The sequence below is a fragment of the Staphylococcus caledonicus genome (genome assembly GCF_016238465.1).
Lineage (GTDB): Bacteria > Bacillota > Bacilli > Staphylococcales > Staphylococcaceae > Staphylococcus > Staphylococcus caledonicus.
Genome location: NZ_JABTXV010000006.1, coordinates 61,573 through 81,785 on the forward strand (window position 1 = coordinate 61,573; position 20,213 = coordinate 81,785).

The window sequence follows — 20,213 nt, forward strand, 5'->3', positions numbered from 1 at the left end:
TTGGAGCAGGATAGAAATCAATAGTTTCAAAGATTTCATAGTCCGCTCCAAAGTATAAATTGCATATAATTAAGTCTTATCTCAGTTGATTATAAAATAGGCGATAATAATTGAGAAATACCTTCTTTAAACTTCACCCATGTGCCACGTTGATTATAAAGTTCTTGTGTTAAACGATAAGATACTTTCATATCATCTATAAAGGCTTGCTTAAGCTGACAAGCAATATCTTCATCGTATATAAAAGCATTTACCTCAAAGTTAAGAGTAAAGCTACGATTATCCATATTAGTAGTACCAACCGTTGCAATTTCATCATCAATGATTAACGTCTTAGAATGTAAAAAGCCATTATCATACTTATAAATTTTTACTCCAGCCTCTAATAAAGAAGCGGCGTTTTTTAATGTCGCCCAATAGACAAAAGGATGGTCTGGCATATTAGGAATCATTAAATTAACTTCTACGCCTCCCAAAGCTGCAATTTTAATAGCATCTAAAAAGGCTTGGTCTGGAATAAAATAAGGTGATTGTATGTAAATTGAATGTTTGGCAGATGAAATCATTTTCAAATAACCATATTTAATTTGTTCCCATTCTTCATCAGGTCCACTTGAAGCAATTTGAACACCAATCGTGCCACCTGAAACAACATCAGGGAAATAGCGTTCGTCATACTCGATAAAGTCACGACTAGATTGAGAGTTCCAATCTAAAATAAATCTAAGTTCTAAAGCATTTACTGAGTCACCTTCAAGACGTAAGTGGGTGTCACGCCAGTAACCAAATTTTTTATCTTGACCGAGATACTCATCTCCTACGTTAAACCCGCCAACGTATCCGATTTTGCCATCTATGATAACAATCTTTCTATGGTTACGGTTATTCATTCGTAGGTTGATCAGTGGGAGTTTAGAAGGGAAGAAGGATTCAACGTGCGCGCCTTTCTCACGGAATCGTTTCAAGTCTTTCTTTCTTAGTAGTCTTGACCCCATGTCATCGTATAGCATTTTAACTTCAAGACCTTCATCTAGTTTCTTCTCTAAAGCTGCTAAAATTCGACGTCCAAGATTATCACTTTTGAAAATGTAATACTGGATATGTATATAATCTTGCGCGCTTTTAATATCTTCAATTAAGGAATTGAATTTTGCATTTCCATCTGTAAAAATTTTAATGTTATTATCTGTCGTTAAAAAAGCTGCATTGTTAAATAATAGCATGCGAACCATTTCTTTAAACTTAACTATTTGATGATTACCTTTAGAGAAATCATCACTTTCTAATGCTTCAATTTGTTCATCAACTATCATCTCAAGACCTTTACGATCTTCTTTTTTTAATTTGAAAATTTGATCGCGTTGAATTTGACGTCCAAGAAGTAGATATAGTATGAAACCTATAACTGGGAGAAAAACTAAAACTAATAGCCATGCCCAAATTGAACCAGCACTACGGCGTTCCATAAAGATAATGACAAACGCAAAAATTAAGTTTAATAGAAAGGCAACAATTAATACGATATTGATTAACAATGAGGAATGTGAAAATGACAAGGAAAATAAATCTATCATATAATGCCTCCTACCTTATATAAAATTCTTGCATGTAAATTGAGATTGTAATTTAATACTTAAATATAATTGTATCACGGTAAATAAGAAATAGCATGACCATTTTCACAGAATACGAGCATCTGAGATTGACGGATGTAAAGGGAAATTATACGATAAAGTAGAATGAAAGAAGGGGTGACCACCTTGGAAAATCAAGATAACGCACATCATTCTGAACAGACAAAAATAAATTTAAAATCAAGATTAAATCGTATTGAAGGTCAGGTTAGAGCGATTAATAGAATGATTGAAGAAGATGTCTATTGTGATGATGTTTTAACGCAAATTAGAGCGACACGTTCTGCGTTAAATAGTGTAGCAACGAAATTATTAGATCATCACATGAAAAGTTGTATTATGGAAAAAGTAAATAATGGTGCTCAAGAAGAGGCCATGGAAGAATTATTAGTGACTTTTCAAAAGTTAATGAAAGATTAGAGGTAAGTAGTAATGACAATAAATAAAGTGAAAATCGATGGGCTTGAAACGCAACAACAATTAGAAGCACTAAAACAACGATTGTTAAATATGATTGGTGTTAGCAACGTAGAGATAGATTTAGAGCAACAACAAGTAAATATTGAATTTGAAACACCAACCAATTTAAACAGTATAGAAAAAGAAATTTATGATGATGGTTATAAAGTATTAAATTAAAAATCGAAATTTATTTTTAAAAATGAGTAGTAATTGTATTTTAATTAGGGTAGTATATCCATGAAAGTCAAAAAACGAGGTGATTACTATGAGTAAACAGGATAAGTTACAAAATGTAGTCAAATTATTATCGTCTTTAGGTGTAAATATTAAAAAAACAAAATCTCGTTTAGACATTATTAACACTTTGCCTTCATCAACGCCAGCTCGTCCAGAAGTTAAATAACCTCGTCACAATATCAAGATAATGTTATTTAAAGGAACAAAAAGAGACTAATCCATTTATCGTTTTTGTTCTTCGACATTGATTAGCGGTACACTAAAGCAATAATTTTTCAAACGAAAAAACAGGCTACTGAATTCTCAAATCAGAGAATTTAGTAGCCTAAATTTATATTACAAAAGTTATTTGTCTTTTGATGGCATAGTTTGGCGCTGATGGAAATGTAATGATAACACAACGCCAATACCTACCATTAAACTCCATAATGAACTACCGCCATAACTAATAAATGGTAGTGGAATACCTGTGATTGGCAATAGTTGAATTGTCATACCTATATTTTGCAAGATATGAAATACTAATAGTGAAACATAACCAATAATAAATATTTTACTAAATGATGACTCAACTTTTGTAGCTAGTCTAATTAAATGGAAAATTAGAGCTAAAAAGATAAGTAAAAGGACCACCGCTCCAAGGAAACCCATTTCTTCACCAACTACTGAAAAGATAAAGTCGGTATGATTTTCAGGTATGTAAACCTCTCCGTGATTGAATCCCTTACCAAATAATTGTCCTGAACCAATAGCTTTTAAAGATTCGGTTAAGTGATAACCATCTCCAGCGCTGTATGAATATGGATCTAACCATGAATTAATACGTCCCATTTGATACATTTTTACGCCAAGAAGGTTCTCAATTAATGATGGCTTATAGATAATAGCTAAAATAATGCTACTGCCAATAATGAAAGCGGCAATAAATAGGGGCGCAAGGATACGCCATGTAATACCACTTACTAGCATGATACCTACAATTACAGCACAAATTACAAGCGTTGTACCTAAATCGTTCTGTAGTAAAATTAAGGCCATTGGAACAATAGAGATACCAATGATTTTAAAGAATAATACTAAGTCAGTTTGAAAAGACTTGTTAAAAGTAAAACGATTATGATTAGCTACTGCCTTGGCTAAAGCGATAATAAGTATAACCTTCATAAACTCAGAAGGTTGAATACTTACTGGACCAAACGTGTACCAACTTTTTGCACCATTAATGACTGGCGTGATTGGTGTTTCTGGAATAATAAGTAAGCCAATAAGTAGAATACAGAAGAATATGTATAATAAATAAGTATTGTTTTTAATTTTTTTAGGTGAAAAGAGCATGATGATAAATGCTAAAATAGCTCCTAAAATATAATATATAATTTGGCGAACGCTAAAATTAGCGCTATATTGACCCCCACCCATTGCTGAGCTAATAGTAGTTACACTAATAATAGCCAAAACTGCTAACAATGCTATGAGTATCCAGTCGATTTTACGTAGCCAATGTTTTGAAGGCTGTTGACGGGATGAATATTTCATGAGAAAACTCCTTAAATTCCATAATCTAACGATTAATATTATATATAGATTTTACATGACTTTATGTGAATATGCTAGAAAATAACTGAGAGTTCTTTAAAATCACAGTAAAGAGAAAATAATATTTTTATAAGACAAAGATGTATATATAAAATAAAGGGAATTTACGAGATGATGAATGCAAAATAGTTGAATACTGTGATAATATTGTCTTTTAGAAAGCATACATTATACTAATCAAAATTATACAAGAGGTTGGGACAAAAGCGTTTAGGATTTGAGCAGAACCGAACGATGAGCAAAAAATATTATCTCCTAATCTATGTGTTTAGGCAGTAGTTGTCTGAAATGAAGATGCGTTCAAGTCTCACTTTCTTCATTTCTAGTCAACTTTGCCGGGGCGGGACTACGAAATCTTCGAAATTTCATTAGATTTCTGTACCGCTCCCTTTGTCGAATCGTGACGGTATCTGCCGAGAATCCTGCTTTTGGGACACCGTTTATCGGTTTCCCAACGCACAAACGATCAATGTCTCAGTCTCAGAATGAAGTAACTATTAATTTAAAGAAAGTGCTATAACACAGAAGTTGGAATACCGTTATTGATATTCATATATATAAATTAGTAGCGATCAACTTCTCGTGTCGCATTTCTTAACGGAGGCAACTAAATATGGTAAAAGAAAATATTTGTATCGTATATGGTGGTAAAAGCGCAGAACACGATGTATCAAAACTGACTGCACAAAACGTTTTAAACGCGATTAACAAAGACAAATACCTTGTTGATATCATTTACATTACTAATGATGGACAATGGAAGAAAAAGAATAACATTGCTTCAGAAATTAAATCTGTCGAAGAACTTAGTTTAGAAGACGTTGAAGCTGGAGAAATTACATTATTACTTAAAGAAAGTAGTGAAGGTAATAAATATGACGCTATTTTCCCATTATTACATGGGCCTAATGGAGAAGATGGAACGATTCAAGGACTATTCGAAGTACTTGATTTACCATACGTAGGTAATGGTGTACTAGCCGCTTCTAGTTCAATGGATAAATTAGTGATGAAACAACTGTTTGAACATAGAGGCCTACCACAATTACCATATATTAGCTTTTTAAGAAGTGAATATGAGAAATATGAAGGTAACATCATTAAACTTGTAAAAGACAAACTTACATATCCAGTCTTTGTCAAACCAGCTAACCTTGGTTCAAGTGTAGGAATTAGTAAATGTAACAATGAAGAAGAATTAAAAGCAGGTATCGAAGAAGCATTCCAATTTGACCGTAAATTAGTTATTGAACAAGGTATCGATGCACGTGAAGTTGAAGTAGCGGTATTAGGTAATGACTATCCAGAAACAACATGGCCAGGTGAAGTCATTAAAGATGTAGCATTTTATGATTATAAATCTAAATACAAAGATGGCAAAATTAGCCTACAAATCCCAGCAGAATTAGACGAAGAAGTTCAAATGACATTACGTAATATGGCACTTGAAGCTTTTAAAGCTACAGACTGCTCTGGTTTAGTTCGTGCAGATTTCTTTGTAACAGAAGATAATCAAATTTTCATTAATGAAACAAATGCTATGCCTGGATTTACTGCCTTTAGCATGTATCCAAGCCTTTGGGAAAATATGGGTCTTTCATATTCTGAATTAATTACGAAATTAATTGATTTAGCCAAAGAACGTCATGAAGATAAAAAGAAAAATAAATATACTATTGATTAAGAGAGGGATTCAACTATGATTGAAGTATCATTAAGTCAGATACAAACTTGGATACCTTGCGATATTGATGAACAATATTTAGAGAATACAATTAAAGGCGTTACGATTGATTCGCGTGCGATTACTGAGGGTATGCTATTTATCCCATTCAAAGGTGAGAACGTCGATGGACACCGTTTTGTTAATCAAGCCTTGAAAGATGGTGCAGGTGCTTCTTTTTATGAAAAAGGTCACCCCATTGACGATGATATAAATGGTCCAATCATTTGGGTAGAAGACACACTTACCGCGCTTCAAGAACTTGCTAAGGCATACTTACAACATGTTAATCCTAAAGTCATTGGAGTAACAGGTTCTAACGGTAAAACTACTACAAAAGATATGATTGAGAGCGTCTTACACACCGAATTTAAAGTGAAAAAGACACAAGGTAATTATAATAATGAAATTGGACTACCATTAACTATTCTAGATCTTGACGAAGATACGGATATTTCCATTCTTGAAATGGGGATGTCAGGTTTTCACGAAATTGAATTGTTATCAACGATCGCTCAACCCGATATTGCAGTGATTACAAATATAGGTGAATCACATATGCAAGATTTAGGTTCTCGCGAAGGTATTGCTCAAGCAAAATCAGAAATTACAATTGGTTTAAAAGTAAATGGAACGTTTATCTATGATGGCGATGAACCATTATTACAACCACACGTTAAAAACTTAAAACAAGTTAAATTATTAGGTGTAGGTTTAAATCATGATAATGCATTAGTATGTGAAGTTGAAAATAGTAAAAATGACGGAATTGCATTTAAAATAAATGATGAAGAACACTATGAATTACCTATTTTAGGTATTCATAATATGAAAAATGCAGCCATGGCTATCGCAATTGGCCATGAACTCGGTCTAGACTATGCTACGATTCAGCGAAATATTAATCACGTTCAACTAACAGGCATGCGTATGGAACGTCATGTAACTGACGAACAGATTACAGTTATTAATGACGCATATAATGCTAGCCCAACAAGTATGAAAGCCGCTATTGATACGTTAAGTCATATGGATGGCCGTAAGATTATTGTTCTTGCTGATTCACTAGAATTAGGTGAAAATAGTCGTCAAATGCATGAAGAGGTAGGGGCTCATTTAGAAGGCAAGCACATTCACACCTTATTAACTTATGGCAATGATGCTAAATTTATAAGTGATGTAGGTGGCCAATTTGTAGAAAATGTCGCTTACTTCACCGATAAAGAAGAATTAACCAAGTATTTAAAAGATTATTTAGTACCACAAGATAAATTACTAATCAAAGGTTCTCGAGGAAATAAACTCGAAGAAGTCGTCAACGAACTTATTTAAAATTTTCAATTAAATAAATTTGTATATAATAAGTCATTGTGTGTGAGTAAAATCCGGCAATGGCTTGTTTTTTATGCCCTTTTCCAAAGAAAAATATAAACAACCTTACCCCTAAAATAATAAGATATTAGGCTATGCTAACGAATTGCTTTATTGCGATATATATTTTTAGGTGGTACTATATAGAAGTTGACGTAATAAGAGGACCTTATATACACAGACGTATATTAATTAAATAAGAAAGTTTAAAGGAGAATTATATTGCAAAATTTTAAAGAACTAGGGATTTCGGATAAAACAGTTGAGACCCTTGAAGCAATGGGTTTTAAGGAACCAACACCTATCCAAACAGAAAGTATCCCTTACACATTAGAGGGGAAAGACGTCCTAGGACAAGCTCAAACTGGTACAGGTAAAACAGGAGCTTTCGGGATTCCTTTAATTGAAAAAGTTGTTGGCAGATCAGGCGTTCAAGCCTTAATCTTAGCACCGACTAGAGAATTAGCTATGCAAGTAGCTGAACAGTTACGTGAATTCAGTCACGGACAAAATGTTCAAGTAGTTACTGTATTCGGTGGTATGCCAATCGACAGACAAATCAAAGCATTGAAACGTGGACCACAAATTGTAGTAGGTACGCCTGGACGAGTTATCGACCACTTAAATCGTCGTACTTTAAAAACTCAAGACATCCATACATTAATCTTGGATGAAGCGGATGAAATGATGAACATGGGATTCATCGATGATATGAGATTTATTATGGATAAAATTCCAGCTGAACAAAGACAAACTATGTTATTCTCAGCAACAATGCCTAAAGCTATCCAAAGCTTAGTACAACAATTCATGAAATCACCACAAATTGTTAAAACAATGAATAATGAAATGTCAGATCCTCATATCGATGAGTATTATACAATTGTGAAAGAACTTGAAAAATTCGATACATTCACAAACTTCTTAGACGTTCACCAACCTGAATTAGCAATCGTATTTGGTAGAACAAAACGTCGTGTCGACGAACTAACAAGTGCGTTATTATCAAAAGGTTATAAAGCAGAAGGTTTACATGGTGATATTACTCAAGCTAAACGTTTAGAAGTCTTAAAGAAATTTAAAAATGATCAATTAGACATTTTAGTAGCTACAGACGTAGCAGCGCGTGGTTTAGATATCTCAGGCGTTAGTCACGTATATAACTTTGATATTCCTCAAGATACTGAAAGCTATACTCATAGAATTGGACGTACAGGCCGTGCCGGTAAAGAAGGTATTGCTGTAACATTTGTTAATCCAATTGAAATGGATTATATTCGCCAAATTGAAGAAGCAAATAACAGAAGAATGAGCGCTTTAAGACCTCCACATAGAAAAGAAGTACTTAAAGCCCGTGAAGAAGATATTAAAGATAAAGTTAAAAACTGGATGTCACGTGAAAGTGAAGACCGTTTAAAACGCATTTCTAGTGAATTATTAGAAGAATATGATAGCACAGAACTCGTTGCATCATTATTACAAGAACTTGTAGAAGCTAATGATGAAGTTGAAGTACAATTAACTTTTGAAAAACCTTTAGCACGTAAAAATCGTCAACAAGGTAAAGGTAATAACTCACGTCGTAGCGGTAAACGCAACAATAAATTCGACAATAAAAACAAACGTTCAAAAGGTAACTTCAACAAGAAAAAAGGTAAAAAACCTGAACGTCGCGACAACCAAAACAAAGGTAGATCATCTATGAAAGGTCGCACATTTGCCGACTTACAAAAATAATTAATATGAATTCATTTTTTACGAGACTGAGCCATGTCTACATCAATGGCTTAGTCTCGTTTTTTATTTTTAATGTGAAATAAAAATTTACTCTGAAATTAATAAATATAAATTTCATTTTATGAGCTCATGAAAATAATAGTGAATATGATATAATGTAGAAAAATTGCGAAGGAGTTTATTATGAAGTTAGAGAACTCATTTCATAAAAGTCCTAAAAATGCATACACTTACCACTGGATAAGTAGTGGTATTTCCTTTTTAATAGAGCTTCTTTTACTTGGTGCCTTATATGTAATGTGGAAGTATTTTACTTGGTACCAGTTTATTATCTACATTTTAGTCGGCTTACTAGTTCTATCTATAATCTGTTTAGTGCTCCAACCATACATACGCTTTAATTATAGGTATTATCGAGTTGAAAATAATAATTTAGAAACTAAAGCCTTTTTTATTTTTAAAAATTATAAAATTATAAAAATTGAGCGACTACAATATTTGGAGTTAAAAACTAACCCGATATTGAAGAAATTAAAATTAAATAAAATTGTAGCTGTAACTGCTGGTCATGAAATAACACTACCAATGGTTACAGAGCAAGAAGCCGAAAAGTTAGCGAATGATATCTTTATAGAATTGAGAGGTGCAGATACTGATGTATAGCCCTCAGAAGTTACATCCCATTTCCTATCTGACTGCTTTAATTAAAGTAATAAAACAAAATATTTTAACTTTTATAGTCTTTATAGGCTTTAATGTTTGGAATTTTGATTTCACCGAAATTAGACATTATATTGGACCAGCTATTTTCATAGTCATTGTTCTATTGGCCTCTATTAGTAAATTCATAGATGTGCGCGTCACACGTTATTGGATTGAAGACGAGCATTTTATCATCACGTCCGGTTGGTTTAATAAAAAACGTAAAGAATTGAATATTAGTAGAATTCAATCGTTAGATACGACACAAGGATTAATCAATCAAATCGTTGGTGGAGTGAGTTTACAAATTAAAACGCCGAGTGATGGGGTTGAACTATCTACCATTTCTAAATCACAAAGTGATTTAATTGAACAAGCCATTCGTAAAAGACAATTAGAATTAAAAGGAGAAGTTGAAGTTGATTCTCAAGATAATATAAGAGAGGAAGCATTAGCTTATTCCGATGACATTAATGAAACTACCCCAAATCAACACCTTGAGAGTAAGCCTATTTTTAAGATGTCCTTTGGTTCATTATTATTGATGGCGATGACAAGTGGTGCTATAGGCGTGGCATTCGCTACCATATCCCCAATTATCGGTGCTTTTCAAGATGTCATTCCGTGGACTAAATGGACAGAGAACTTATGGCATTGGATAGACTCCGTATCATTAATTGTAATCACATGCCTAGCTTTTATTTTAATCATTAGTTATATCATCGGCACACTCATAACATTAATCCGTTATCACAATTACACTGTTAGCCAACAAGATAGCCAACTTAAAATTAGTTATGGTTTATTAAATGTTAAAAATATAACAGTGCCAACTAATCGACTCCAAGCAGTGTTAGAGAAACAATCATTTTTAAGAAGATTATTTGGATACACATCTATTCATTTTATCATCACCAGTGATCTAGACGTAGAATCCGAAGATGATGTCAGTAATAATGGAAAGATTATGATATTACCATTTATTAAACGTAAAGAAGCTTATAACATCATTGAAAGTCTTGTTCCTGAAATGCAATTTAGCAAAGTACATAAAGGGATGCCATGGCGTGGTTACCATCGTCATTTCTTCATTCCAAGCTTGATTTTAATCATTGCCACTTGCTTTGCTACATACTATTGGAGTGCTTGGAGCATCTTAATCACAATGGCTATCATTGTACTTATGGCGATTCATGCATTAATTTATGTACGTTCCTCAGGTCTTCATTTTGAAAATGAGGAAATAGCACTGCGACAAGTAAGCTTATTCGGATTTAATACGTATTATTTTAAAACGGATAAGATAATAGGAATGGAAACTAACCAACATCCATTACTAGAAAGAAGTCAATTATCAAACTTACATTTTATACTTGCTAAAGGTTCGATATTTGAAGACATTCATTTGAAATTTATTTCTGAAACCACAGCAAACTACTATATTAATGCATATTTAAGAGGTGAGTATAATGAATGATTATAAGTATATGCATCCACAAGGACCAAAAGTAATAAGAATCGCTTCTTTAATTACGTTTGCGGTATTATTATTAATCTTAATTATCACAAATATAGTAGATATATATTTTATGCATCTAACGAAACTAATTTGGAGTATAACTATTAGTATAGGTATACTAGTGTTGTTTTTAGTACTTTTTACTGTTATAACGCCAATCTTAAGATTTAAAAACTTTCGTTATTATTATAAAGACCATGAGATTTATATAAGAACAGGTATCATCTTTATTAATACAAAAATTATCCCATTTTACCGCATACAAAATATTGATGTAGTAGAAGGATATCTTATGAGAAAATATCAGCTAGCGACATTATATCTTTCAACTGCGGGTGGTAATTCAGAAATTCAATTAATTAATAAACAAGATGCCTATGAGTTAAAGAAGATTCTTCAGATTAAGAAAAGTAATCATCAAGACCAAATAACTGAAGAACCAACCGAAGAACAAATAAGTGAATGACTTGATGAGTGAGGTTACGTTTATGATTTATGGAATTGGTAGTGATTTAATAGAAATAGAGCGTATTACTAAAGTTTATCTAAAACAAAAGAGCAAGTTAGTAGAACGTATATTAACAGAGCAAGAACAAGAAAAATTTCATTCTTTCACAAGTGAAAAAAGAAAAATAGAATTTTTATCAGGACGTTTTGCGACTAAAGAAGCTTTTAGTAAAGCACTAGGCACCGGCTTGGGCAAAACAGTATCATTTAACGATATTAATTGCTATAACGATGACAAAGGTAAACCCTGTATAGATTATGCCGGTTTTATAGTACATGTCACAATTACACATACAGATAATTATGCGATGAGCCAGGTAATATTAGAAAAAGAAGATTAACAAGCTTATAATTATAACTATGTATATTAGGACTGTAACGAGATTTAAATAGCTTCTGATTAAAAAGTAAGCTAAAATATTTAATCTCAAATTTTGAGGAGGACGTCTTATGTCAGACAAATTTTATAGAGCAACCTACTTAAACGTAGACTTAGAGGCTATTAAAGAGAATTACACTACTTTTACGAATCTTCATAAAGACAAAGTGATTATACCTGTAGTAAAAGCTAATAGTTATGGATTAGGTAGCGTAAAAGTAGCTCAATATTTGATGAGACATGGTGCAGAATTTTTTGCAGTAGCCACATTAGACGAAGCAATTGAACTAAGAATGCATGGAGTTAATGCACAAATACTCATATTAGGCGTTATTCCGCTAGAAGATATTAATAAAGCCATTCAACATAGGGTAGCCATTACAGTACCTTCTAAACAATGGCTAGAAGAAGCTATTAATCTAATCGATGAGGATAATGAGAAAAATTTATGGTTACATGTAAAACTCGATACCGGTATGGGCAGACTTGGGATAAAAACGATTGAAGAATACAAAGAAGTTGTCGATTTAATCCATTCTTATCAACATCTCGTGTTTGAAGGTGTTTATACTCATTTTGCAAATGCAGATGAGCCAGGAGATTCAATTGAACAACAATATGCTTTGTTTGAAACGTTAGTCACACAGGTTGAACAACCAAAATATATTCACTCACAAAATTCGGCGGGTGCATTATTAAAAGATTATGAACTATGTAATGCTCTAAGAGTAGGTATATCACTGTATGGTTATTACCCTTCAGAATTTGTCAGAGAAAATGTACCAACTGAACTGAAACCAAGTGCACAATTAATCACTCAAGTCGTTCAAACTAAATACTTAAAAGCAGGCGAATCTGTAAGTTATGGTAGTACGTACACTGCTACAGAAGATATGAGGATTGCTATTTTACCAATAGGCTATGCAGACGGCTACTTAAGATCGATGCAAGGTAGCTATGTAGATATTAATGGTCATCAATGTGAAATCATTGGCCGCGTATGTATGGATCAAACAATTGTAAAAATTCCAGAGACTGTTAAAGAAGGCGACGAAGTTATTCTTTTAGATAATCACATCGATTCGCCCCAATCCGCAGAAGCACTAGCCAAACAACAACATACGATAAGTTATGAAGTGTTATGCAATTTAGGAAGACGTGTGCCACGTGTCTATAATATAGACGACCAAACGTATGTTACCAATGAATTACTAAAATAGTATAGTCACTTGATACAAAATTTGTTATTATTAACTTAAATTAAGGTTTATAGTGTTTATTTGGTACCAAATGGAGGTTCATAAGTATGTTAACTTTTAATCAGAATAGAAGCCACAGTCTTGAACAGTCTTTAAAAGAGGGCTATGTACAAATGGCCGATCTAAACCTCTCCCTAGCAACAGAAGCTTTCCCTCTTGAATGCGAAGCTTGTGATTGCAATGAAACATATATCATTTCTAATTATAAGAGTGAATGATTAGAAGAGGAGATGTATATTTAGCTGATTTGTCACCAGTACAGGGCTCAGAACAAGGGGGAGTCAGACCTGTAGTAATCATTCAAAATGATACTGGTAATAAATATAGTCCTACCGTAATTGTTGCGGCAATTACAGGTAGGATTAATAAAGCCAAAATACCAACCCACGTCGAAATAGAAAAACATAAGTATAGACTAGACAAAGACTCAGTAATTCTACTAGAACAAATTCGAACACTTGATAAAAAGAGATTGAAAGAAAAATTAACCTATTTATCAGAAGAGAAAATGAAAGAAGTAGATGGGGCTCTAGATATTAGTTTAGGTTTACACGATGAGGTGAAACCTCAAAAAACTTAATGTTTTCCATGTATAAACCAAATATAAGCAAAACTAACTATGAAAGACAATGTTTTCCTGTTGTTGATTATTTTGTAATCAATAAATGAGAAAAAGATGCTTATACATATAAATTAGTATTATTCTACAATAGTCTTACTATTTAGTCATTGTCTCTAGTTGTTGACTTTAGGTTATCCTAAAGTCTTTTTTAGATATAAGTATTATTTGTAATATATAAATTAAGCTAATGAAACGTAAGTATTGTAACTGCGAAGTAAGGAGGCAGATTCGTGGAAGAATTTAAAAAACACTATAAACAACTTATAGATGAAAGTTTAGTTGCTAAAAATAAAAAGCAATTTTTAGAAAAATGTGATGAATTTACTAATGAAGTAATCAAAAAAGATATTCTGCCTGAAGATGTTGTTGAAATACATAAAACATATATCACTTCTTTAAATTTAAATGAAACACAGGTGCTCGAAACCTTAGATGTCTTGCAAGAAATAGTTAAAGGTTTTGGCTATAGTTATAGAGATTATCAAAAGCTCGTTGATAAAATGCAATTCCACGATAAAGAGATAGACTTAGCTTCCAGACTTCAACAAACGATGTTAAAAACGGATATACCTCAATTTGATAGTATACAAATCGGCGTAATATCAGTAGCTGCTCAAAAAGTGAGTGGAGATTACTTTAACCTTATTGATCATAGAGATGGCACGATGAGTTTTGCTGTGGCAGATGTCATTGGTAAAGGTATACCAGCTGCCTTAGCTATGAGTATGATTAAATTTGGAATGGACTCTTATGGACATTCTCAATTACCAAGTGACGGATTAAAGAGGCTTAACCGCGTAGTCGAAAAAAACGTTAACCAAAATATGTTCGTGACCATGTTCTATGGTTTATATGAAGAGATGAATCATTTACTTTATTGTAGTTCAGCTGGGCATGAACCTGGATATGTATATCGAGCAGAGACAGAATCATTTGAAGAAATTGATGTAAGAGGCCGAGTTCTAGGAGTTAATCAACATACTCGATATAGTCAGCAAGAAATTCAAATTAATTTAGAGGACTTAGTCATTATCTTTACTGATGGTGTAACAGAAGCAAGAAATACAGATGGAGAATTTATTGATAAAGATACATTGCTTAATTTGATTCACAAATATAAACATATGCATCCTCAAGATATCGTACAGATTTTGTATGAAGCTATTTTAAAAATTCAGAATCCAAATAAACGTGACGATATGACCATTTTAATCATAAAAAGAGTAAATTAAATATTAAATTTTTTGATTATATAATTACTACAATGGGTATACTTGTATAGTATACATATTATTGAATAAGAAAATACTAGGAGTGTAAAAAACTATGAATCTTAATATTGAAACGGTAACTCACGATGACTATTATGAAGTTATTGTAGCCGGAGAGTTGGACGTTTATACAGTACCCGAATTAGAAGAAGTACTTGTACCAATGCGTCAAGAGGGTACACATGATATCCATGTAAATTTATCTAATGTAAGTTATATGGATTCAACGGGCTTAGGATTGTTCGTAGGTACATTAAAAGCATTGAACCAAAATGATAAAGAACTTTATATATTAGGTGTATCAGATAGAATTGGACGATTATTTGATATTACTGGTCTTAAAGATTTAATGCATGTTAATGAAGGAACGGAGGTAGAGTAACTTGCCAATTAAAAATGACTATATCGAAATGAAATTACCTGCCTCTGCAGAATATGTGAGTTTAATACGTTTGACGTTGTCAGGTGTATTTTCTAGAGCCGGCGCTTCGTATGATGATATTGAAGATTCTAAAATTGCTGTCAGTGAAGCAGTGACTAATGCTGTAAAACATGCCTATAAACATGAATCAACAAATGGTATGATAAACTTATGTTTTGAACTATTTGATGATAAAATTAAAATTGTTATTTCAGACCAAGGTGAAAGCTTTGATTATGAAACAACTAAAGCACAATTAGGACCTTATAACGATAATGAAAATATTGATTTCTTACGTGAAGGTGGATTAGGTCTATTCTTAATTGAATCCTTAATGGATGAGGTAAAAGTGTTTAAAGAGTCTGGTGTAACCATCAGCATGATTAAGTATATAAAAAAAGAGCAGGTGCCAAATAATGACGAAAGAGTCGAAATCAGTTAATGATGTATCACCTGAACAAATAAACCAATGGATTAAAGAACATCAAGAAAATGCGAATACTGATGCTCAAGATAGACTAGTTACTCACTATCGTAAATTAATCGAGTCTTTAGCCTATAAATATTCTAAAGGACAATCACATCACGAAGATTTAGTTCAAGTTGGTATGGTTGGTTTAATAGGTGCTATTAACAGATTTGATATATCTTTTGATCGCAAATTTGAAGCATTTCTAGTGCCAACTGTTATTGGTGAAATTAAAAGATATTTAAGAGATAAAACATGGAGTGTCCATGTTCCTAGAAGAATTAAGGAGATTGGACCACGAATAAAAAAGGTGAGCGACGAGCTAACCAATGAGTTAGAACGTTCACCATCAATTGCAGAAATTGCTGATCGTTTAGAAGTCACAGAAGAAGAAGTACTTGAAGCCATGGAAATGGGACAAAGTTATAACGCTTTAAGTGTAGACCATTCCATTGAAGCGGATAAAGACGGTTCGACAGTAACATTATTAGATATTATGGGACAACAAGATGATAACTATGATTTAACGGAAAAACGCATGATCTTGGAACGCATCTTGCCAATTTTATCTGATAGAGAAAGAGAAATCATTCAATGCACATTTATTGAAGGATTAAGTCAAAAAGAAACTGGCGAACGTATAGGTTTAAGTCAAATGCATGTTTCAAGATTACAAAGAACAGCAATTAAAAAATTACAACAAGCTGCAAAACAATAATAAAATAGATGATAGCCTATAAGCCTAGAATATTTCATTAAGAAATGTTCTGGGTTGTTTAATTTTATTAGAATTGTAAGATAGAGCTAGATAAAATCATATATTAAAATATGCTAAAATTAGATAGAAATATTGGAAAAGTGTGGTTAGATAATGGATAAAAAACTCATTGATGAAATTGCGGCAAAGTATCAATTTTCAGAAAAACAAATAAAAGCAGTACTGGATCTATTAGAAGAAAATAATACTGTACCTTTCATTGCACGATACAGAAAAGAAGCTACTGGTGGCTTAGATGAAGTACAGATTAAACAAATTTCCGATGAATATCAATATGTAGTGAATTTACAAAAACGAAAAGAAGAAGTTATACATAATATTGAGCAACAAGGTTTATTAACTGATGAACTACGTCAAGAGATATTAAAACAAAATAAATTACAGCGTGTTGAAGATTTATATAGACCTTATAAACAGAAAAAGAAAACTAGAGCAACGGAAGCTAAAAGAAAAGGGTTAGAACCGTTAGCGACATTTATTCTGTTAGGAAAAGATAAAAACATACAAGAAGAAGCACAACGCTATTTATCTGAGGAAATTGAGACAGAGGAAGCGGCTATTCAAGGCGCACAAGATATTATTGCAGAACAAATTTCTGATAACCCTAAATATCGTAGCAAATTATTAAAAGATGTTTATCAACAAGGGCAAGTTGTGACTTCTAAGAAAAAGAAAGCAGAAGATGAAAAAGAAATCTATGCCATGTATTATGATTACTCTGAACCAGTGAAAAGAATAGCTAATCATAGGGTATTGGCTATGAACCGTGGAGAAAAAGAAAAAGTATTATCTGTCAAAATTGAGTTTGATATTTCACAAATTGAGAACTTTATTGAAAAGAAAGAAGTTCAAAACTCAAACGTTCATCTGAGTTATATACGTGAAGCCATTCAAGATAGTTTGAAACGTTTAATTATGCCTTCAATTGAAAGAGAAATTCGTGGTGATCTAACTGAAAAAGCAGAAGCACACGCAATTGAAGTCTTCAGCGAGAATTTAAAGAATTTACTACTGCAACCACCTATGAAAGGTAAACAAATTCTAGGGGTTGACCCAGCATTTAGAACTGGATGTAAACTTGCGGTGATTAATCCTTTTGGAACGTTTATTGCTAAAAGTGTGATTTATCCGCACCCACCTAAATCTCATGTTGATGCTGCGGAGAAAGAATTAGTGAAGATTATTCGAGACAATAATGTGGAACTCATCGCTATAGGTAATGGTACAGCTAGTCGTGAAACTGAGCAATTTGTTGCCAATGTTATTAATAAATATAAGCTCAATGCGCAATTTATTATTGTTAATGAAGCGGGGGCTTCTGTATATTCAGCTTCAGAAATTGCAAGAGCAGAATTTCCTAATTTTCAAGTGGAAGAGAGAAGTGCAGTATCCATTGGTCGACGCGTTCAAGATCCATTAAGTGAATTAGTGAAAATAGATCCTAAATCAATTGGAGTCGGACAATACCAACACGATGTGAATCAAAAAGAATTAGAACAAGCTTTAACATTTGTGGTAGAAACAGCTGTTAACCAAGTTGGCGTCGATGTAAACACAGCTTCTAAATCATTATTGCAACATGTTTCAGGATTGTCTGGTGCTATCGCTCAAAATATTATTAATTATCGCGAAGAAAATGGAGCAATAAAACACAATAAAGAAATTAGTAAAGTCAAAAGACTAGGTGCTAAAACATTTGAACAAAGTATCGGCTTCTTAAGAATTGTCAATGGCACAGAACCACTCGACAACACATCAATTCACCCTGAAAGTTACCAAGTAACTTATCAACTCCTCAATAAATTAAATTTAACTATTGAAGATTTAGGTTCTGAAAAGCTAAAACAAACTTTAGCCAAAGCAGATATTGAAGTATTATCTAATGAGTTAGAAGTAGGACTGCCAACCTTAGAAGATATTATTAAATCATTAATGGCCCCTAACCGTGACCCTCGAGATGAATACGAAACACCAATCCTTAAATCTGATGTATTATCGATTGAAGATTTATCTGAAGGAATGAAATTAAGTGGTACGGTTAGAAATGTAGTTGATTTTGGTGCATTCGTTGATATAGGTGTAAAACAAGATGGATTAGTACATGTCTCTAAACTTTCCAAGAAATTTGTGAAAAATCCAATGGATATTGTAAGTGTTGGAGACATAGTTGACGTATGGATTCTAAGTATTGATAAAAATAAAGACAAAGTTTCATTAACAATGATTAATCCAAATGAATAATAGAGAGTTACAACAATTAGTAGAAGAGATCTCGTTAGAGGCATTTGATAGGACTTTTGAACATGAAGCGTTATTCAATAATCGATTAAGAACTACTGGCGGACGTTATTTACTTGGCTCACATAATATTGAAATCAATCCTAAACAATATGAGACTTATGGTAATGATGCCTTAGTAGATATTATAAAGCATGAACTTTGTCATTATCATTTACATTTATTGGGAAAAGGGTATAAGCATAGGGATCGAGAGTTTAAACTATTGAGTAAACAAGTTAACGCACCTAGGTTTTGTACTCCAATAGATAGTTATGAACAACGAGCTAATTATATCTATCAATGCACTAAATGTAATAATGAATACCTCAGAATTAGGAAAGTTGACATAAAAAAGATGAGATGCGGTCATTGTGGTGGAAAGCTAAAACTCAAAAAATTAATAAAATAAAATTTTAGGTTATAGTTTTGATAAGCTATATAAATATGTAAACATATCAAGAATAGCTATGGAAGAAGTATTCAATAAAGTTATACTTCTTTCGTGGCTATTCTTTTATTATGTAGTAAGAAAAGTAGAAAGGTAATAACGTGTATCTATTTAATAAGGTCCAAATAATTAATGTTCTACTTATGAATATTAGATATTAAATATCGGAAGGCTAAGAATAAGAGAGAAGGGGACCGGTAATCTTTGCTTAGTATTAAGTTCTTAGTGGCTCAGTTACTTTTTTAAAATTATAGTGTTGACTTTAATAATATAAACATGTATTATGGATATCGTTGCGTTAATAAATGACCCAACATTAAGTGTTTGTAAAACATTATTAAAAAAGTATTAAAAAGTTATTGACTTTTTATTACATAGCATTTACAATTGATAATGTTCTCGATAATGATTTAAATAATTATTGCGTTTTGCCAGCGGTCGTGGCGGAATGGCAGACGCGCTAGGTTGAGGGCCTAGTGGGAGAAATCCCGTGGAGGTTCAAGTCCTCTCGGCCGCACCAAATAATCTTTCTAATTAAATATGCGGGTGTAGTTTAATGGCAAAACCTCAGCCTTCCAAGCTGATGTTGTGGGTTCGATTCCCATCACCCGCTCCATTATTTTAATGAACATTGAAAACTGAATGACAATATGTCAACGTTAATTCCAATAAAGTAACTTAAATGTTACAAACATTATTTAGTATTATGAGCTAATCAAACATCATAAATTTTTATGGAGAGTTTGATCCTGGCTCAGGATGAACGCTGGCGGCGTGCCTAATACATGCAAGTCGAGC

Annotated in this window: 21 protein-coding genes, 2 tRNA genes and 1 rRNA gene; 22 read left to right on the forward strand and 2 right to left on the reverse strand. The window is 32.6% G+C overall.

Annotated features, from left to right (window positions below; genetic code table 11):
• Nucleotides 1-89: 89 nt before the first annotated feature.
• Nucleotides 90-1,574, reverse strand: coding sequence for a cardiolipin synthase (cls, locus tag HS848_RS11795; protein ID WP_198612458.1), 1,485 nt, complete (start codon nucleotides 1,572-1,574; stop codon nucleotides 90-92).
• A gap of 186 nt (nucleotides 1,575-1,760) precedes the next feature.
• On the opposite strand from cls, the gene csoR reads away from it, so the two are divergent.
• From csoR to HS848_RS11810, 3 genes are all read left to right on the forward strand, one after another.
• Nucleotides 1,761-2,054 carry a copper-sensing transcriptional repressor CsoR gene (csoR, locus tag HS848_RS11800; protein ID WP_107507977.1) on the forward strand — a complete coding sequence of 98 codons (294 nt, stop codon included), beginning with the start codon at nucleotides 1,761-1,763 and terminating at the stop codon, nucleotides 2,052-2,054.
• 12 nt (nucleotides 2,055-2,066) lie between these two features.
• Nucleotides 2,067-2,273 carry a putative copper chaperone CsoZ gene (gene csoZ / locus HS848_RS11805; RefSeq protein WP_198612459.1) on the forward strand — a complete coding sequence of 69 codons (207 nt, stop codon included), beginning with the start codon at nucleotides 2,067-2,069 and terminating at the stop codon, nucleotides 2,271-2,273.
• Between the two features lie 88 nt (nucleotides 2,274-2,361).
• Entirely contained in the window at nucleotides 2,362-2,499 is a 138-nt protein-coding gene (locus HS848_RS11810; RefSeq protein WP_107507975.1) for an Lmo0850 family protein, read from the forward strand.
• 179 nt (nucleotides 2,500-2,678) lie between these two features.
• On the opposite strand, the gene HS848_RS11815 is transcribed toward HS848_RS11810, so the two are convergent.
• Nucleotides 2,679-3,869, reverse strand: a complete 1,191-nt coding sequence (locus tag HS848_RS11815; protein ID WP_198612460.1) for an FtsW/RodA/SpoVE family cell cycle protein — start codon at nucleotides 3,867-3,869, stop codon at nucleotides 2,679-2,681.
• A gap of 673 nt (nucleotides 3,870-4,542) precedes the next feature.
• Between HS848_RS11815 and HS848_RS11820 the strand changes: the two genes are divergently transcribed.
• The 19 genes from HS848_RS11820 to HS848_RS11910 all read left to right on the forward strand — a co-directional run.
• Nucleotides 4,543-5,613, forward strand: coding sequence for a D-alanine--D-alanine ligase (locus HS848_RS11820; RefSeq protein WP_198612461.1), 1,071 nt, complete (start codon nucleotides 4,543-4,545; stop codon nucleotides 5,611-5,613).
• A 15-nt stretch (nucleotides 5,614-5,628) separates the two neighbouring features.
• A complete protein-coding gene (locus HS848_RS11825; RefSeq protein ID WP_198612462.1) occupies nucleotides 5,629-6,984 on the forward strand; it encodes a UDP-N-acetylmuramoyl-tripeptide--D-alanyl-D-alanine ligase in 1,356 nt (451 codons plus the stop codon).
• Nucleotides 6,985-7,245: 261 nt separating this feature from the next.
• Nucleotides 7,246-8,760, forward strand: coding sequence for a degradosome RNA helicase CshA (gene cshA, locus HS848_RS11830; RefSeq protein WP_107507971.1), 1,515 nt, complete (start codon nucleotides 7,246-7,248; stop codon nucleotides 8,758-8,760).
• A 183-nt stretch (nucleotides 8,761-8,943) separates the two neighbouring features.
• Nucleotides 8,944-9,423 (forward strand): PH domain-containing protein, encoded by a 480-nt coding sequence (locus HS848_RS11835; protein WP_198612463.1) that lies wholly within the window; start codon nucleotides 8,944-8,946, stop codon nucleotides 9,421-9,423.
• On the forward strand, nucleotides 9,416-10,939 hold the full coding sequence (locus HS848_RS11840) for a PH domain-containing protein (RefSeq protein WP_198612464.1): 1,524 nt from the start codon (nucleotides 9,416-9,418) through the stop codon (nucleotides 10,937-10,939). The genes HS848_RS11835 and HS848_RS11840 overlap by 8 nt, the downstream gene beginning before the upstream one ends.
• The gene (locus tag HS848_RS11845) at nucleotides 10,932-11,447 is read left to right on the forward strand and encodes a PH domain-containing protein (RefSeq protein ID WP_198612465.1); all 516 of its coding nucleotides are present in this window, start codon (nucleotides 10,932-10,934) and stop codon (nucleotides 11,445-11,447) included. Before HS848_RS11840 ends, HS848_RS11845 begins: the two co-directional genes overlap by 8 nt.
• Nucleotides 11,448-11,469: 22 nt before the next feature.
• On the forward strand, nucleotides 11,470-11,829 hold the full coding sequence (gene acpS, locus HS848_RS11850; RefSeq protein ID WP_107507967.1) for a holo-ACP synthase: 360 nt from the start codon (nucleotides 11,470-11,472) through the stop codon (nucleotides 11,827-11,829).
• Nucleotides 11,830-11,938: 109 nt separating this feature from the next.
• Nucleotides 11,939-13,087, forward strand: coding sequence for an alanine racemase (alr, locus tag HS848_RS11855; RefSeq protein ID WP_198612466.1), 1,149 nt, complete (start codon nucleotides 11,939-11,941; stop codon nucleotides 13,085-13,087).
• Between the two features lie 86 nt (nucleotides 13,088-13,173).
• Complete coding sequence (gene mazE, locus HS848_RS11860; protein ID WP_107507965.1) at nucleotides 13,174-13,344, forward strand: type II toxin-antitoxin system antitoxin MazE; 171 nt, start codon at nucleotides 13,174-13,176, stop codon at nucleotides 13,342-13,344.
• Complete coding sequence (locus HS848_RS11865; protein ID WP_107507964.1) at nucleotides 13,341-13,706, forward strand: type II toxin-antitoxin system PemK/MazF family toxin; 366 nt, start codon at nucleotides 13,341-13,343, stop codon at nucleotides 13,704-13,706. The genes mazE and HS848_RS11865 overlap by 4 nt, the downstream gene beginning before the upstream one ends.
• A gap of 272 nt (nucleotides 13,707-13,978) precedes the next feature.
• Nucleotides 13,979-14,980 carry a SpoIIE family protein phosphatase gene (locus HS848_RS11870; RefSeq protein ID WP_107507963.1) on the forward strand — a complete coding sequence of 334 codons (1,002 nt, stop codon included), beginning with the start codon at nucleotides 13,979-13,981 and terminating at the stop codon, nucleotides 14,978-14,980.
• Between the two features lie 94 nt (nucleotides 14,981-15,074).
• Nucleotides 15,075-15,401 (forward strand): anti-sigma factor antagonist, encoded by a 327-nt coding sequence (locus HS848_RS11875; RefSeq protein WP_107507962.1) that lies wholly within the window; start codon nucleotides 15,075-15,077, stop codon nucleotides 15,399-15,401.
• Between the two features lie 28 nt (nucleotides 15,402-15,429).
• Nucleotides 15,430-15,882, forward strand: a complete 453-nt coding sequence (rsbW, locus tag HS848_RS11880) for an anti-sigma B factor RsbW (protein ID WP_232806184.1) — start codon at nucleotides 15,430-15,432, stop codon at nucleotides 15,880-15,882.
• Nucleotides 15,857-16,627: an RNA polymerase sigma factor SigB gene (gene sigB, locus HS848_RS11885; protein WP_107507960.1), complete on the forward strand. Its 771-nt coding sequence runs from the start codon at nucleotides 15,857-15,859 to the stop codon at nucleotides 16,625-16,627. The genes rsbW and sigB overlap by 26 nt, the downstream gene beginning before the upstream one ends.
• A gap of 153 nt (nucleotides 16,628-16,780) precedes the next feature.
• Entirely contained in the window at nucleotides 16,781-18,928 is a 2,148-nt protein-coding gene (locus tag HS848_RS11890) for a Tex family protein (protein ID WP_198612467.1), read from the forward strand.
• Nucleotides 18,921-19,376: a SprT family protein gene (locus HS848_RS11895; RefSeq protein WP_198612468.1), complete on the forward strand. Its 456-nt coding sequence runs from the start codon at nucleotides 18,921-18,923 to the stop codon at nucleotides 19,374-19,376. The genes HS848_RS11890 and HS848_RS11895 overlap by 8 nt, the downstream gene beginning before the upstream one ends.
• 473 nt (nucleotides 19,377-19,849) lie before the next feature.
• Nucleotides 19,850-19,935 (forward strand) — tRNA-Leu (locus HS848_RS11900).
• Between the two features lie 22 nt (nucleotides 19,936-19,957).
• Nucleotides 19,958-20,031 (forward strand) — tRNA-Gly (locus tag HS848_RS11905).
• A gap of 115 nt (nucleotides 20,032-20,146) precedes the next feature.
• Nucleotides 20,147-20,213 (forward strand): 16S ribosomal RNA (locus HS848_RS11910); the annotation flags it as partial.